The sequence below is a fragment of the Mariniphaga anaerophila genome (genome assembly GCF_900129025.1).
Taxonomy (GTDB): Bacteria; Bacteroidota; Bacteroidia; order Bacteroidales; family Prolixibacteraceae; genus Mariniphaga; species Mariniphaga anaerophila.
In genome coordinates this window covers 441395-457089 of the sequence record NZ_FQUM01000001.1, presented here as the reverse complement: position 1 = coordinate 457089, position 15695 = coordinate 441395, and the positions used below count along the sequence as shown (strand labels likewise).

Genomic DNA, 15695 nt, shown 5'->3' with positions numbered 1-15695 from the left:
TTTTTTGTGAAGATGTTCGTTTTTAGGAGTCTGAAACAGGATTATTTTTTTTCAATGTGGCTAGTCTTTTAATTGATTTTTGATAAATTGCAATCGGTTGCAGGTTTGGCCAATTTGCAGCAGTTGTGGTTGATAGGTGTTTGTTTCTCTAATTATTTTAAAACTATAATAACATCATACTATGAAGCTGAAAATGTCTGGTTGCGTATTCTCATTTATTCTGATTTTACTGTTTGCCGGTTGTTCCCAAAAGAAAGGACAGGTTCCATACATTTCTTTGTCCGAGCAACAATTGATTGTTGAAAAAGCCACGGCGTATCTGGATAGTTTGCCGGTGCCGGTTACTGCTGAAACATGTGAACGCAGTGAGGGCGGCCCGCATGATTTTTATTCGGAAGGCGATTACTGGTGGCCCGATCCTGAAAATCCGGACGGCCCGTACATCCGACGCGACGGGCAGACGAATCCCGGAAATTTTGTGGCGCACAGGTTGGCGATGATTCGTTTGAGCAGTATTGTGGGCATGCAGACTTCGGCCTGGCTGCTTAGCGGCGAACAAAAGTTTGCTGAACATGCAAGCAGCCACCTGGAGGCCTGGTTTGTAAATCCGAAAACCCGGATGAATCCGTCGTTAAATTATGCACAAGCTATTAAAGGCCGGGTTACCGGGCGCGGAATCGGAATTATAGATGCCATCCATTTAATAGAAGTGGCCCGGTCGGTAGAAATTCTGGAGCAAAATGGTGCGCTTCCCCAAAGTACAATAAGCTCTGTAAAAGAGTGGTTCAGCGCGTTTGTTTCCTGGCTTACCACGCATCCTTACGGAATCGACGAAATGAACACAAAAAACAATCATGCCACATGCTGGGTAATGCAGGTAGGTGCGTTTGCCCGCCTCACCGGAAACGACGAGGTGCTGGATTTGTGCAGAAACCGTTTCAAAACCATTTTGCTGCCAAATCAAATGGGCGAAGACGGTTCTTTTCCGCTGGAGTTGGCACGAACAAAACCTTACGGATATTCACTGTTTAATCTGGATGCCTTTTTCACTGCTGCTGAAATTCTTTCTGATGAAACCAATAATTTGTACGATTTTTCTACGGCTGATGGCAGAAATCTGGAACTGGGAGCTGACTTTTTGTTTCCCTATGTAAAAGATAAATCGAAATGGCCTTTTGCCGAAGATGTGATGTATTGGGAAGACTGGCCGGTGCGGCAACCGTTTTTATTGTTTGCCGGCAGGGCCTACAATCGGCCGGAGTTTATTGACCTGTGGAAAACGCTTGACGGTTATCCGGAAACGCAGGAAGTAATTCGAAATTTGCCCATTCGGCATCCGTTGCTTTGGGTAATGGATACGCCGGTTAACCAGTAATAAGTAGAGCGCCGGAAATTAAAAAAAAAGCCGTTGGCGGGCAGGAAGCCCTGCCCGTTGTTCCTTTCTTACATCAAATTAGAAAAAATGCTGAACGCAGTTTTTTCCGGAGCTGGTTTCTTTTGTTGTTAATAATTAGCCCCAAACAAATAAGGGCAGCACAAATTTCTGCCACATCCGCATGTTTTTTTCGTTGGTTTGTTTTTTGATGAGTTATTATTTGGAATAACTTTGAACAAGAAAAACGAATATGACTGGAGTAGAACTACACAAAAAATATAAAGATATTTGCAATAATCTGCAGAAACGAAGGCTGAAGCCGGCATTCGACCAGTTAGCGAAACTCATTTCCGACAACGGGTTGGGGGTTTATTACGATGAATACCGGAATTTGGAAGAGACCTACCATTTTATGCTGAAATACACGCTGGAAGGAACACAGGATCCTGAGCGACAGAAAGTTTATCGCAAACTAATTGTTTCGGTTTTTGAGCTGACCGACAAAATAAATGAAGCGCTTCAATTGCGGTTCTCGCCCTCTGTGGAGTACGAAAAGAAGAGGCTGTTTAAAGATGAATTCATTCCGGATTTGAATCGGTTTGTTTCGAATCTGGAGGATTTTTACCTTCAGGATGAATCTTCTGATGACGAAGCGAAAATGCTTTCTGCGGCCAAAGAACACCAGAAACAAATACGGAAATTGTTTTACCACGTGTGGTTTAGCGACAAACTGTCACCTGATGAAACAGATGGGTTACGAACATTTTTTACCAGCCCGGTGGTGCTTATCGCATACAAATCGCTTGTAATTTCAGCGTTGACATTAAGTCTTCGGCGTTATTTCGATTCCGAAAAGTTTACGCTGTTGTTCGAAGCTTTTGATTTTGACGAGCCTGAAATAAGCCAGCGTGCTTTGGTGGGAGTGCTTGTTAATTTGTATCATTATGATGCCCGGTTGTCGTTCTTCCCGGAAATTACCGGCCGTTTAAAAATTCTGAATGAGAACCCGGAATTTAAACGCAACATCGAGCGCGTAATTATTCAGTTCATCAGAAGCAAAGAGACCGAAAAGCTACAACAGCGTATTCGTGACGAGATTCTTCCTGAAATGATAAAAATAAGCCCGAACCTGAAAGACAAAATCAATCTCGACAGTTTAATGGAAGAAGGGCTTTCAGAAGATAAGAATCCTGACTGGCAGGAGATTTTTAAAGATTCGCCGGGATTAATGGATAAAATGCAGGAATTTTCTGAGCTTCAGATGGAAGGTGCAGATGTGTTTATGGGCTCGTTTGCCATGCTCAAAGCGTTTCCGTTTTTTAGTGAGATCGACAACTGGTTCGTTCCTTTTTTTACGGAAAATCCTGAAATAGCAAACACCCTCGATTTTAGCGATGACACTGCCCGCAGACTAATGGAGGCGCTGAACAAAGCACCTGTTTTGTGCAATTCGGATAAGTATTCGTTTTGTTTGAGCATTCAGGGGTTACCCAAAGAAAACCGGGAGTTTATGGCGCAGGGAATTAATGCCGAAATGGATCAGCTGAAAGAGCTGGAAAAAGACGAGGAATTAACGCAGCCCGGAAGAGAAGCCGAGTTCATTTCCAATCAGTACATTCAGGATTTGTACCGGTTTTACAAACTGTTTCCGCGAAAGAATGATTTTGAAGATATTTTTAGCTGGCATTTCGATTTTCATAATAAACTGGCATTTGGCGAAATATTAAGAGAAGACCATAAACTGTTGCGCAATATTGGTGAATATTATTTTGCGAAAAATCATTTTGACGAAGCTGCTGAAATTTTTGGCCTTTTGCTGGAGCAGGAGAAGGATGGCGAATTGTATCAGAAAATTGCATACTGCTATCAAAAAACCGGCAATTTTGAAAAGGCGCTGGACGGTTACCTGAAAGCGGAATTGTACGATATTAACCGGCTGTGGAATCTGAAAAAAATAGCGCTTTGCTACCGCAACCTGAAACAGCCTGCCAAAGCTTTGGAATATTACCAGGCTGCCGAGAAAATTGATTCTGAAAATCTGAACAATCAATTGAATATCGGCCATTGCCTTTTGGAACTCAGTGAGTACGACGAAGCGCTGAAATGCTACTTTAAAGTGGAGTACCTTTCTCCCGGAAACAAAAAAGTGTGGCGCCCCATTGCCTGGTGCTCGTTTCTTACAGGAAAAAAAGAGCAGGCTGCAAAATATTTCAGCCGGTTAATCGACGACGAACCCAGTAAGCACGATTATATGAACATGGGGCACGTGCAGTGGAGTTTGGGAAATCGTAAGGCAGCACTGGATTTTTACCGGAAATCTATTTCTGAAAATGGCTTTTCGGCAGATGAATTTCAGGAAGTTTTCGAAGAAGATTTACCACACTTAATCAGTCAGGGAATAGATGCCGAGGATGTGCCAATTATGTTGGATCAACTGAGGTATTTTCTGGAAAGCTGAGCCGCTGAAAATTCCGCATCTCAAATAGTATCTGCTCTCCGGTTTGGTAGTTCAGAAAACCAAATGTTCGGGCCAGTAACAGGTAACTGTTTTGGCTTCTGTGTAATATGAGGTCCCTTTCAATTTATTTAAAATGTAAAGGATGAATTTTGACAGGGCCTGACAACCTCAGTTTTTGAAAATGTTTATTACTTTTGCGTCGATTTTCATTGTTAGAAAAGTATGAGTGAAGTAGATTTGCATTCGTTGGTATTCAGTAAGAATGTAGTAGAATTTGTTACCGTTGCCAACGAGTATTGTGGGTTAATAGAAAAGGTCGGTCATATTCCGACAGAACAAAACATCAAAAGTTTACAAAAGGTTTTGCCTCTGCTTTACCTTAAGGCGGCTCTGCTTCCTAAAACCGAAAAGCTGCTGGAAGATAATCTCGAAAAATATGTTTCGGAGCTGGATTACAACATCTGGCAGCAACGATGGCTGGAAGCCCTCGGCGAACACGACAGTTACTACGAAGTTTTTGACCCCGATATTCAGTTTGGGGAAGAAATGGTAACTGCAAGTATTTCTGAATGCCTGCTTGATATTTACCAGGATTTGAAAGATTTTTTGAATGCTTACAGCCTGGGCAATGAAGAGATAATGAACGATGCATTGTACGATTGTGTTTCTCATTTCGAAGATTTTTGGGGACAACGATTGGTAAATGTTTTGCGGCCACTGCACAAACTAATTACCGAAGGTATTGAGTTTAATGCCGATGGCGGAGCGAAAAATGATGACAAAATTGAACCCGGAAAAGGGAATCCTGAATGGTTGGACAGGTTTTGGGGAACCCATTCCGACGAAGAATAGAGAATGTTTAAGGAAAGTATAACAAAAGAAGAACTTACAGATCTTCCGCTGAAGTGGTTCGATGGTGATATTTATATTATTGATAAGCCCGAACAGGTAAATGATGTTGCCGAATTTCTTTCAACGCAGTCTGTTATTGGTTTTGACACGGAAACAAGGCCATCTTTCAAAAAAGGAGTAGTGAACAAAGTTGCTTTGTTGCAATTGTCCACTGCCAGCGAAGCGTTTCTGCTTCGGGTAAATAAAGTAGGGCTTCCTGAATCCATCAGAAAAGTACTTGCCAATCCTGCTATTTTAAAGCCGGGGGTAGCTATTCGCGACGATGTAAAAGGGCTGCAACAAATATCAAAATTCAGTGCAGCTGGTTTTGTGGAATTGCAGGATCACGCCAAAAATTTAGGAATTCAGAATTTCAGCCTGAAAAAGCTTGCTGCTATTGTGCTGGGTTTTCGTATTTCCAAATCGCAGCAGCTCTCGAACTGGGAAGCCGACGAATTAACCGAAGCACAACAAATCTACGCTGCCACTGATGCATGGACAGCCATGAAGATTTATCAGAATTTTTCAAATAATTAACCTATGCCGGAAGGATACGTTAAAGTTGTATTGAAATCAGGAAAAGACCAGTCTCTCAAACGATTTCATCCATGGGTGTTTTCAGGCGCCATCAAAAAAATTTACGGACAGGTTTCAGAAGGCGATTTGGTCGAGGTTTTCTCCAATAAAGACGAATTTCTCGGAATTGGGCACTATCAGATTGGTTCGATAGCAATTCGCATTGTTTCGTTTGTTAAAGCTGAGCCCGACTACAATTTCTGGAAAACTAAAATTCAGAAAGCCTGGGATTACCGTAAAAGTCTGGGCTTCGACAAGAAAAGTGATACAAATGTGTTTCGGCTCATTCATGCCGAAGGCGACGGACTACCAGGCCTGATTGTCGATTTTTATAACGGAACCGCTGTTTTGCAGATGCACTCGGTTGGTATGCACCTTATTCGCGAAGACCTTGTAAAAGCTTTGCAGGAAGTGCTGGGCGACAAACTGAAAGCAGTGTACGACAAAAGCGAAAAAACACTTCCGTTTAAGGCCGAAATTCAGCCGAAGGACGCTTTGCTGTTCGGAACACCCGAGAGCAACGAAGTGCTGGAGTACGGATTAAAGTTTAAAGTGGATTGGGAAACCGGGCAAAAAACCGGTTTTTTTATCGATCAGCGGGAGAACCGGTTGCTGGTTCAGCATTATTCTCAAAATCGCGATGTGCTGAATATGTTCGGTTACACCGGAGGTTTTTCGGTTTATGCCATGCAGGGTGGCGCCAGGTTAGTGCATTCGGTTGATGCTTCGGCAAAAGCCATCGACCTGACCAACGAAAATGTTGCGTTGAATTTTCCGGAAGACGAACGCCACGAAGCATTTACTGCCGATGCATTTGAGTTTTTGAAAGACATTCAGAATAAATACGATATAATTATACTCGACCCGCCGGCATTTGCCAAACACCGCTCTAACTTGCCACAGGCTTTGCAGGGGTATAAACGAATAAATACCCGGGCGTTTGAACAGATCCGAAGTGGCGGTATTTTGTTTACCTTTTCCTGCTCGCAGGTGGTTTCAAAAGAACGTTTTCGCGAAGCTGTTTTTTCTGCTGCTGCAATTGCCGGACGAACAGTAAGAGTTATGCATCAGCTTACCCAGCCGGCCGATCATCCGGTGAATATTTACCATCCCGAAGGCGAATATCTGAAAGGTCTGGTGCTGTATGTAGAGTGACTTATTCTGCAATAGTTATATTTGCAAATTAATTCATCGAAAAAAACTTTTGACGCTATGGACGGAAAAGCAGCAGTTCAACAAATAAACACAAGTTTAAAGGGGAAATCCATTGTCGATAAACTGAAATATCTTTTGGAAAACCATCGTGGAAAAGTTGTGTTTACCACAAGTTTTGGTTACGAAGATCAGGTGATTACCGACATTATTTTTAAAAACGATTTGCCCGTTGAAGTGGTTACTCTCGATACCGGGCGGATGTTCGAAGAAACTTACAAAGTTTTCAGAAGTACGGTGGAGAAATACGGGAAAACCATAAAAGTATATTTTCCTCCGACTGCCGAAGTGGAAAAAATGCTGGACGAAAAAGGCCCGTTCAGTTTTTACGAGTCGGTTGAAAACAGGAAACAATGCTGTTTTATCCGGAAAGTTGTTCCGTTGAAACGTGCTTTGGAAAGCCATGAGGTTTGGATTACGGGACTTCGTGCTTCTCAGTCGGCTAATCGGAGCGGACTGCACGATTTTGAATGGGATGCAGGCAACAGAATTATTAAATACAACCCTTTGCTGGAATGGAGCCTGGATGACGTAAAACAATATGTTAAGGAAAATAATGTTCCGTACAACGTTTTACACGATAAAGGATTTGTTAGCATTGGTTGCGAACCATGCACAAGAGCCATCAGGCCGGGAGAGGATTTTCGTGCCGGACGTTGGTGGTGGGAACAAAATTCCGGGAAAGAATGCGGGTTGCACGAGAGCAACAGCGCTTCCTGAAACGGCTTAAACTTTCAGCTCAGTCAAAAATTCGTTTAACTCTTTTGATGCCCCGTTAAGTTCTGTTTCTACATTTTGAAGCAGTGAATGGATCTCTTCTGTCTGGTTGTTTTCAGCCAGCAGTTGAATTTTCTTTAGGTTTTTGCCGGTCTCTTCCATCATAAAAATAAGTACTGATGACTTTGCGGTATGTGCTTCTTTTGCAAGGTTTTCAATCTCTTTTTCAATAAGGAATTGGTGCAGGTTTTTCATAAATTCAGGAATCTGTTTGACGAAAATCTCAATCAGTTCCTTTTTGAAATTATTATCGCCTCCGGATATCTCATTAAGGTAATCCAGGCTAATATGCTTAAATTGTCCGTCCATTTATCTCTAGAAAAGTTTTGGGCACAATTTATATTTTTTTTATTGATTATCATTGCCGAAAACGATGATATATTTCATGTAAGAAAATTGATCGAAACTATTAGATTTGCACAATTATATATTTGATAAAAATGAAACTGACAGCATTAAATACAACACATAAAAATGCCGGGGCAAAAATGGTAGAATTTGCCGGTTACGAGATGCCAATTGAATACAGCGGAATAAGAAATGAGCACATGACTGTGCGCAACGCTGTGGGAGTTTTTGACGTTTCCCATATGGGTGAATTCTGGGTGAAAGGGCCCAAAGCGCTGGAGTTGGTGCAAAAAGTTTCTTCAAACGATGCGTCAACCATTCGTCCGGGCCAGGCACAGTACACCTGTTTTCCCAACGGAAAAGGCGGCATTGTGGACGATTTTTTGGTGTATTGTTTTGGTGCAGAGGAGTATTTAATGGTTGTTAACGCTTCCAATATTCAGAAAGACTGGAAATGGGTAAACGAGAACAACGACTGCGGTGCCGAACTAGAAAATGTTTCGGACTCATTTAGTCAGTTGGCCGTGCAGGGGCCCGATGCCGAAAAAACATTGCAGAAACTTACAAGTGTCAATTTGAACGAAATTAAGTTTTACAGCTTTGTTACCGGTGAAATTGCCGGAATAAAAGACGTAATAATTTCTGCCACCGGATACACCGGAGCCGGCGGTTTCGAACTCTATTGCAAAAACGAAGATGTTCTGAAATTATGGAATGCCGTTTTTGAGGCAGGAGAAGAATTCGGCATAAAACCGATTGGCCTTGGAGCCCGCGATACGCTGCGGCTGGAAATGGGTTTCTGCCTTTACGGAAACGATATTGACGACACAACATCGCCCATTGAAGCAGGATTGGGGTGGATTACAAAATTTAATAACGGCAGGCGGTTTATCGATCGCGATTTTCTGATGATGCAGAAAACAGAAGGCGTTTCGCGCAGGCTGCGTGGTTTTGTTTTGCTGGAAAAAGGAATTCCGCGACACGGCTACGAACTGGCAGATTCAGACGGAAATGTTATCGGAAATGTTACTTCCGGAACCATGTCTCCGGTGCTGGGCAAGGGAATAGGCCTGGGATACGTTGCCCGCGAGTATGCTGCTTTTGGTACCGCCATTTATGTTAAAATACGAAATAAAACAATTCCTGCTGAAATAGTTAAATTACCATTTATTTAATTCTTGCTTAAATAACCCCCGTTTTTCTTTTTTCTTTTTAAAAAGTGGCATTCTTATTCAGAATCGAATAAATTTGTGTTTGAATTGAAGGAGAAAACTGCTCGTAATTTGATTTGCCCTGAAACTAAAATTCGGTTCAATTCTTTTATGCAGTTTATCTATGTTATAGAACTCAAATTTTAATTACTGATATTGATTTTTCTCATCTACAAATCACCTGTGTTTGGCGAAATTTGAACCGGGTGTTTGTGAAGGAAGATTTTATTAATTCACCTAAAAAGTTGGAAGAATGAAGAAACACAATTTTTATGCGGGACCCTCAATTTTACCCGAGTTTACCAAAGAAAAAACAGCCGAAGCTGTAATTAACTTTGCCGGTACTGGGCTTTCTGTAATGGAAGTGTCTCACCGGAGCAAAGAGTTTGTTGCAGTTATGGACGAAGCAATGGCTTTGGTAAAAGAGCTGCTTCACGTTCCTGAAGGTTATTCTGTACTTTTTCTTCAGGGGGGTGCCAGTCTGCAGTTTTTAATGGTGCCATATAATTTAATGGGAAAAAAGGCAGCCTATCTGAACACAGGTGCGTGGTCGTCAAAAGCTATTAAAGAAGCTAAACTTTTTGGTGAAGTAGTTGAGGTCGCATCATCAAAAGATGCTAACTTTAATTATATCCCAAAGGGTTTTGATGTTCCTGATGATGTTGATTATTTACACATTACATCAAACAATACCATATTTGGTACAGAATTGCTGAAAGAACCTGAAGTGAATGTTCCGCTTGTAGCCGACATGTCGTCAGATATTTTCAGCCATCCGATTGACGTAGCCAAATACAACCTTATTTATGCCGGAGCACAGAAGAATCTTGGTCCGTCTGGTGCTACCCTGGTAATTGTAAAAGATGATGCACTCGGAAAAGTTGAACGCCAAATTCCGACCATGCTGAATTACCAGACTCACATCAATGCCGGCTCCATGTTTAACACACCGGCTACGCTGCCTGTTTTTGCAAGCTTGCAGACTTTGCGCTGGCTGAAAGAAAACGGCGGAGTTGAAGCCATGGAAAAAGTAAACATCGAAAAAGCAAATATCCTTTACAGCGAGTTGGACAGGAACAAACTGTTTGTTCCTACAGTTGCCAATCCGGAAGACCGTTCACGCATGAACGTTACTTTTGTGATGGCGCCTGATTACGCTGAGCTGGAAAAAGATTTTCTGGATTTTGCCACTTCAAAAGGAATGGTCGGAATTAAAGGACACCGTTCTGTCGGAGGGTTCAGAGCTTCCATTTACAACGCTATGCCGGTAGAAAGCGTTAAAGCTCTGGTTGAAGCCATGCAGGATTTCGAAAAAAATAAATAATAAAAATGCAGGGTAAGTCCTGCATTTTTTTATGGTAAAAATTTGAGTGATGAGAAAAATTTTAGTTGCTACCGAAAAACCGTTTGCCCCTGTGGCAATAAAAAAAATCAGTAAAATTTTCGAGAAAGAAGAAAAGGAGTATGACCTTGTTTTGCTTGAAAACTATACTGACAGGAGTCAATTACTTCAGGCCGTTGCCGATGCCGATGCATTAATCGTCAGAAGTGATAAAGTAGATGCCGAAGTTTTTGATGTCGCCCCGAAATTGAAAATCGTCGTACGGGCCGGTGCCGGTTACGACAACGTGGATTGCAGTGCCGCCACTGCAAAAGGCGTAGTGGTAATGAACACTCCCGGCCAGAACTCCAACGCTGTTGCAGAGCTGGCTATCGGACTTGCAATTTTAGGCATCCGTGAGATGTTCAGCGGAAAACCCGGCAGCGAGTTGCGCGGCCGCACACTCGGGTTGCACGGGTTCGGTTATGTGGCTAGAAATGTTTTTCGAATCGCTCGTGCCTTAGGCATGAAAGTTATTGTTTATACTCGTTACAGTAAAGGCGCTGCGGCGGCTATCGGATTAAAAGTTACCAAATCGCTGGAACAGCTTTACGAAAAAAGCGATGTTGTTTCTATTCACGTTCCGGCGCGTGGTGAGCACATAAAATCTGTGAGTTACCAGGTGATGAAACATCTGAAAGACGGCGCTGTTATTGTAAATACTGCCAGGAAAGAGGTGGTTAATGAACCCGACCTGGTGAAAATAATGGAAGAAAAACCGAACATTAAATATATGTCGGACCTTACGCCTGACTGTGAGAAAGAATTTGCTGAGAAGTTTAGTGGACGTTACTTTTTTACGCCTAAAAAAGCAGGCGCCCAAACTGCCGAGGCCAATATTAACGCCGGAGTGGCTGCTGCTGAGCAAATTGTTGCTTTTTTTGAAAAAGGTGACACTTCTTACCAGGTGAACAAATAGAAAAATATGGCAAATGTAAAACCATTCAGGGGGCTGCGGCCTCCTAAAGAAATAGTTGAAGAACTGGCGTGCCTTCCTTACGATGTTATGAACTCTGAGGAGGCAGCGCAAATGGCCAACGGAAAAGAGAAATCGTTGTTGCGCATTACCCGCGCAGAGATTGAATGCCCCGGAGTGGAAGATATTCACTCTGAAACCGTTTATAAAAAGGCACAGGAAAACTTTGAGAAATTCCAGGAAAAAGGTTGGCTTGTTCAGGAAGAAGAGGCAAAATACTACATTTATGCTCAAACCATGAACGGCCGTACCCAGTACGGAATTGTTGGTGGCGCGTCGTGTGCCGATTACGAAAAAGGCCTCATAAAAAAACACGAACTTACACGCCCAGAAAAAGAAGAAGACAGAATGGTGCTTACCCGGTACCTGAATGCCAATATTGAGCCTGTTTTTTTCGCCTACAAAGCGGTTCCCGAAATCGACGCCATTGTAGAAGAAGTTGTTAAGGAAAACGAACCCGATTATAATTTTACCGCGGAAGATGGGTTTGGACACCACTTCTGGGTAATAAACGATGCCGAGAAAAACAAAGCTATTCAGCAACTTTTTGAAACAAAGGTTCCCTGTACTTATGTTGCCGACGGGCATCATCGTACGGCAGCCGCTGCACGGATCGGACTTGAAAAGACAGCCCAGAATCCTAATCACACAGGAGATGAAGAGTATAACTATTTTATGTCTGTTCATTTCCCGGACAACCAGTTGCAGATTATCGACTACAATCGCGTAGTAACCGATTTGAACGGGTATTCCGAAGATGATTTTCTTGCCGAACTGGGCAAGGCATTTGATGTGGAAAAGGTGGGAACCGAAATTTTCAAACCTTCCCGTTTACACGAATTCAGCCTCTACCTCGGTGGCAACTGGTACAAACTTACTGCCCGCAAAGGAACGTTTAACGACAACGATCCTATTGGCGTGCTTGACGTTACCATTTTGTCGAACCAGGTTTTGGAGCCGCTGCTGGGCATTGCCGATTTGCGCACCTCAAAACGTATCGACTTTGTTGGAGGCATCCGCGGATTGGGCGAACTGAAAAAAAGAGTGGACTCGGGCGAAATGAAAGCTGCATTTGCACTTTATCCTGTGTCTATGAAACAGCTTATTGACATTGCCGACAGCGGAAATATAATGCCGCCAAAAACCACGTGGTTTGAACCCAAACTGCGCTCTGGTCTGGTAATACATAAGCTCGACTAATACGTATAGGATTCAGTTATTTGGAAAAGGTTCTGGAATTATCGCAGAACCTTTTTCATTTTTCAACGCTGCAAATCCTGTGTAGTTTTCCTGAAAATAGCTAATTTCATCGACTAAAATTTGAACGTTATGAATATCAACATAGACGATATAACACTCGCTAGCATTTATAAACGAAAGAAAACTGACCGCGATATTTTCCAGGAATTAATGCCTTACAAAGTAAAAGAGGTATTGCTGGTTGCTACGCTTTACGATTCGTATACAATTGTTCGTGAAGGCCAATTCAGCGATAAAATTTTTGGAGAATACCTGCAGTTAAATCTTTATGCCGCACCACGTTTTACCAGTGTAAACTCAAGCGAAGACGCTTTGCTGACACTTGAGCACCGCGACTTCGACCTGATAATTGTAATGGCCGGGTTAGACAAAAATGCTGCCGTAGAAACAGCTCGTTCAATTGGTAACCTGAGCCCGAGAATCCCACTTTTGCTGCTGGCAAACAACAATGCAGATTTGAGCTATTTTCAGGTTGAAGGGCATAACCTCGATTTTATTGACCGGATTTTTGTGTGGAACGGAAACTCCAATGTTTTCCTTGCCATGATTAAATACATCGAGGACAAAAAGAATGTTGCCCGCGATACTCAGAACGGTAACTCTCGTGTGATTTTATTGGTAGAAGACAGCATTCAATACTACTCTCGGTATTTACCAATGCTTTATACGACCATTATGACTCAAACTCAAATTTTGGTGCAGGAAGACGCTAAAGACGAACTGCACAAAATTTTGAAGATGCGCGCTCGTCCGAAAGTTATTTTGGTAGATACTTACGAAGAGGCTGTTCAGGTAATTAACAGTTATCGCCGCTACATGCTTTGTGTGATTTCTGATGTTCGGTTTGAGCGCGAAGGGGTAGAGGATGGCGACTCAGGAATTGAGCTGCTTAAATATGCCAAGAACACACTTAAATACCCTATTCCGGTTTTGTTGCAGTCGCAGGAGATTTCCAATGCCGCGCGTGCTAAGGAAATTCAGGCTGAGTTTATTGATAAAAATTCAGAAAGCCTGTCTATGGACATTCTGAATTTTTTGTACAGAAGGCTTGGTTTCGGAAATTTTATATTTAAAGGAAAAGACGGCAAACCCATAACCGAAGCCGAAAACCTGCAGGAGTTTCACGATAAGCTCGTAGATATTCCGGAAGAAGCGTTGTTCTACCACGGAAAAAGAAATTCTTTTTCAACCTGGTTGATGGCAAGGGGTGAAATAAATATGGCAGAACGTTTACGTCCGATAAAAACTGAGGATTTCGAGTCTGCAGAAGATCTTCGTCAGCTTTGCTTGGACGTATTTAAAACCGCCCGTTTTGAAAAGTTGAAAGGAACGATTGTAAACTTCGACCCGTCGTTAGTAGATTCCCAGCGGTTAATTGTTCGCATTGCCAAAGGGTCGCTCGGAGGAAAAGGCCGTGGAATTGCGTTTATCTGCAACTTTATCGAGAACATCGATTTTCATAAATTGATACCCGACCTGAATATTCGGGTTCCGGCTACTGCTGTAATTGGTGCGCTGGAATTCGATAAGTTTATTGAGACCAATAATTTATATGAAGATATTTATTCGCTGAACGATTACAATTCAATTCGTCAGCATTTTCTCGATTCCGAGTTTGATGAAAAAATAAAAGAGCGCCTGCTCGAATATGTAAAACGTGTAAATAAACCTCTGGCCGTCCGGTCTTCCGGGTTGTTTGAAGATTCGCTGTTGCAGCCATTTTCCGGCGTTTATGCCACGTATCTTTTGCCAAATAACCATCCCGATGTTGAAGTCAGGTACAATCAGTTGGAGACCGCAGTAAAGCTGGTTTATTCCAGTATTTTTACTGAAACGGCACAAGCCTATTTCGAAGCCATTCATTATAAAATAGAAGAGGAAAAAATGGCGGTGGTTATTCAGGAGGTTGTGGGGCAGAATTATAACAACAAATACTACCCGACTATTTCGGGTGTGGCGCAGTCATACAACTATTACCCGGTGTCGTACATGCAGCCCGAAGACGGGTTTTCTGTGGCCGCCGTTGGCCTTGGAATGTATGTTGTAGGAGGGGAAAATTCATTCAGGTTCTGCCCCAAATATCCCAACATAAATCCAACCACCATTGGCGATTTGCTGCGAAACTCCCAGCGAGATTTTTACGCCATCGATTTGTCTGTTTCTGAAATTGATTTGGTTTCAGGGGGCGAAGATGCATTTGTTAAAAAGTATCGCATAAGGGAAGCTGAAAACGACGGAACCCTGGAGTATTCTGCTTCTACTTATTTGATGGAAAATGACGATTTGGTTCCCGGTATTCAGGGAGACGGGCCCAAGGTTATCGATTTTGCCAATATTTTAAAATACAATTATTTGCCGCTATCCGAAACCTTGCAAATTTTGCTGAAGCTTTTCAAAGAAGCAATGGGATCGCCGGTGGAAATAGAATATGCTCTTGACTTGGATACGAAGGAAAACGGGCTGCCAACATTTTATCTGTTGCAGATAAAGCCGCTAATCAGGGTCGAGCAGCAGGTTGATATCGATTTGGATCAGGTTGAAGAAGAACGTGTTTTTATGTATGCGGAGCGCGGAATGGGTAACGGAAGAATTGATACAATTAAAGACGTTGTTTACATTGATCCGGATAAATTTGACAAAACCAAAACCCGGCAAATGGCAGCCGAAATTAGTAAGCTGAATCAGTATTTTGAAAGCACCGGAAAAGAGTACATTTTAATAGGCCCCGGCAGGTGGGGATCGCGCGATCCGTTTACCGGAATACCGGTGTTATGGGCTCAAATTTCGAAAGCACGGGTTATTGTGGAAATGGGGCTGCCTAACTTCCCGCTGGATGCCTCGTTAGGATCGCATTTTTTTCATAATGTAACCTCCATGAATGTGGGCTATTTTTCTGTTCCTCATAACACAAACAGCGCAAGAATGAATATGGATGTTTTAAAACATCAGAAGCTGGTGGATGAAACAGGTTTTGTTAAGCATGTTGAGTTTGAAAAACCCCTTACAGTTCTAATGAATGGTAAAAGGCGGCATGCACTTATATATATGTAAGTAAATCTGTTAATTTATTTTCAATCTGAAAGGAAATGAGTGCTTACCAATTTGGCATTTCATTTTATAATTTATCTTTGTGAATAGGAGGATTTTTTTGTAGTAGAAACCAGACTTTATGTTTATACAAAAAACAGGAATTTATATTAATCTAAACCGTAACAGTTGTTACATAAAAT

At 42.3% G+C, this 15695-nt stretch carries 12 protein-coding genes; 11 read left to right on the top strand and 1 reads right to left on the bottom strand.

Translation table 11 applies throughout. From position 1 onward, the window contains the following. Positions 1-181 precede the first annotated feature (181 nt). From BUB08_RS01815 to BUB08_RS01790, 6 genes are all read left to right on the top strand, one after another. Positions 182-1375, top strand: coding sequence for an alginate lyase family protein (locus tag BUB08_RS01815; protein ID WP_083570515.1), 1194 nt, complete (start codon positions 182-184; stop codon positions 1373-1375). Between the two features lie 250 nt (positions 1376-1625). After that, the gene (locus tag BUB08_RS01810) at positions 1626-3833 is read left to right on the top strand and encodes a tetratricopeptide repeat protein (protein WP_072998365.1); all 2208 of its coding nucleotides are present in this window, start codon (positions 1626-1628) and stop codon (positions 3831-3833) included. Between the two features lie 222 nt (positions 3834-4055). Then, positions 4056-4685 (top strand): DUF5063 domain-containing protein, encoded by a 630-nt coding sequence (locus BUB08_RS01805; protein WP_072998363.1) that lies wholly within the window; start codon positions 4056-4058, stop codon positions 4683-4685. A 3-nt stretch (positions 4686-4688) separates the two neighbouring features. Then, on the top strand, positions 4689-5261 hold the full coding sequence (locus BUB08_RS01800; RefSeq protein WP_072998361.1) for a 3'-5' exonuclease: 573 nt from the start codon (positions 4689-4691) through the stop codon (positions 5259-5261). Positions 5262-5264: 3 nt separating this feature from the next. After that, positions 5265-6455, top strand: a complete 1191-nt coding sequence (locus BUB08_RS01795; RefSeq protein WP_072998359.1) for a class I SAM-dependent rRNA methyltransferase — start codon at positions 5265-5267, stop codon at positions 6453-6455. Positions 6456-6512: 57 nt separating this feature from the next. Further along, positions 6513-7232 carry a phosphoadenylyl-sulfate reductase gene (locus BUB08_RS01790; protein ID WP_072998357.1) on the top strand — a complete coding sequence of 240 codons (720 nt, stop codon included), beginning with the start codon at positions 6513-6515 and terminating at the stop codon, positions 7230-7232. Positions 7233-7238: 6 nt separating this feature from the next. Here the strand turns inward: BUB08_RS01790 and BUB08_RS01785 are convergent, their stop codons facing one another. Further along, positions 7239-7598, bottom strand: coding sequence for an Hpt domain-containing protein (locus BUB08_RS01785; protein WP_072998356.1), 360 nt, complete (start codon positions 7596-7598; stop codon positions 7239-7241). A 131-nt stretch (positions 7599-7729) separates the two neighbouring features. Here BUB08_RS01785 and gcvT point away from each other — a divergent pair, with 131 nt between their 5' ends. The 5 genes from gcvT (at position 7730) to BUB08_RS01760 (ending at position 15516) form a co-directional block, all read left to right on the top strand. Then, positions 7730-8812, top strand: coding sequence for a glycine cleavage system aminomethyltransferase GcvT (gcvT, locus tag BUB08_RS01780; RefSeq protein WP_072998354.1), 1083 nt, complete (start codon positions 7730-7732; stop codon positions 8810-8812). A 289-nt stretch (positions 8813-9101) separates the two neighbouring features. Continuing rightward, positions 9102-10172 carry a 3-phosphoserine/phosphohydroxythreonine transaminase gene (gene serC, locus BUB08_RS01775; protein WP_072998352.1) on the top strand — a complete coding sequence of 357 codons (1071 nt, stop codon included), beginning with the start codon at positions 9102-9104 and terminating at the stop codon, positions 10170-10172. 49 nt (positions 10173-10221) lie between these two features. Next, entirely contained in the window at positions 10222-11148 is a 927-nt protein-coding gene (locus tag BUB08_RS01770; RefSeq protein WP_072998350.1) for an NAD(P)-dependent oxidoreductase, read from the top strand. Positions 11149-11154: 6 nt separating this feature from the next. Continuing rightward, positions 11155-12405, top strand: a complete 1251-nt coding sequence (locus BUB08_RS01765; protein ID WP_072998348.1) for a DUF1015 domain-containing protein — start codon at positions 11155-11157, stop codon at positions 12403-12405. Between the two features lie 129 nt (positions 12406-12534). Next, complete coding sequence (locus tag BUB08_RS01760) at positions 12535-15516, top strand: PEP/pyruvate-binding domain-containing protein (RefSeq protein ID WP_083570514.1); 2982 nt, start codon at positions 12535-12537, stop codon at positions 15514-15516. Positions 15517-15695 lie beyond the last annotated feature (179 nt).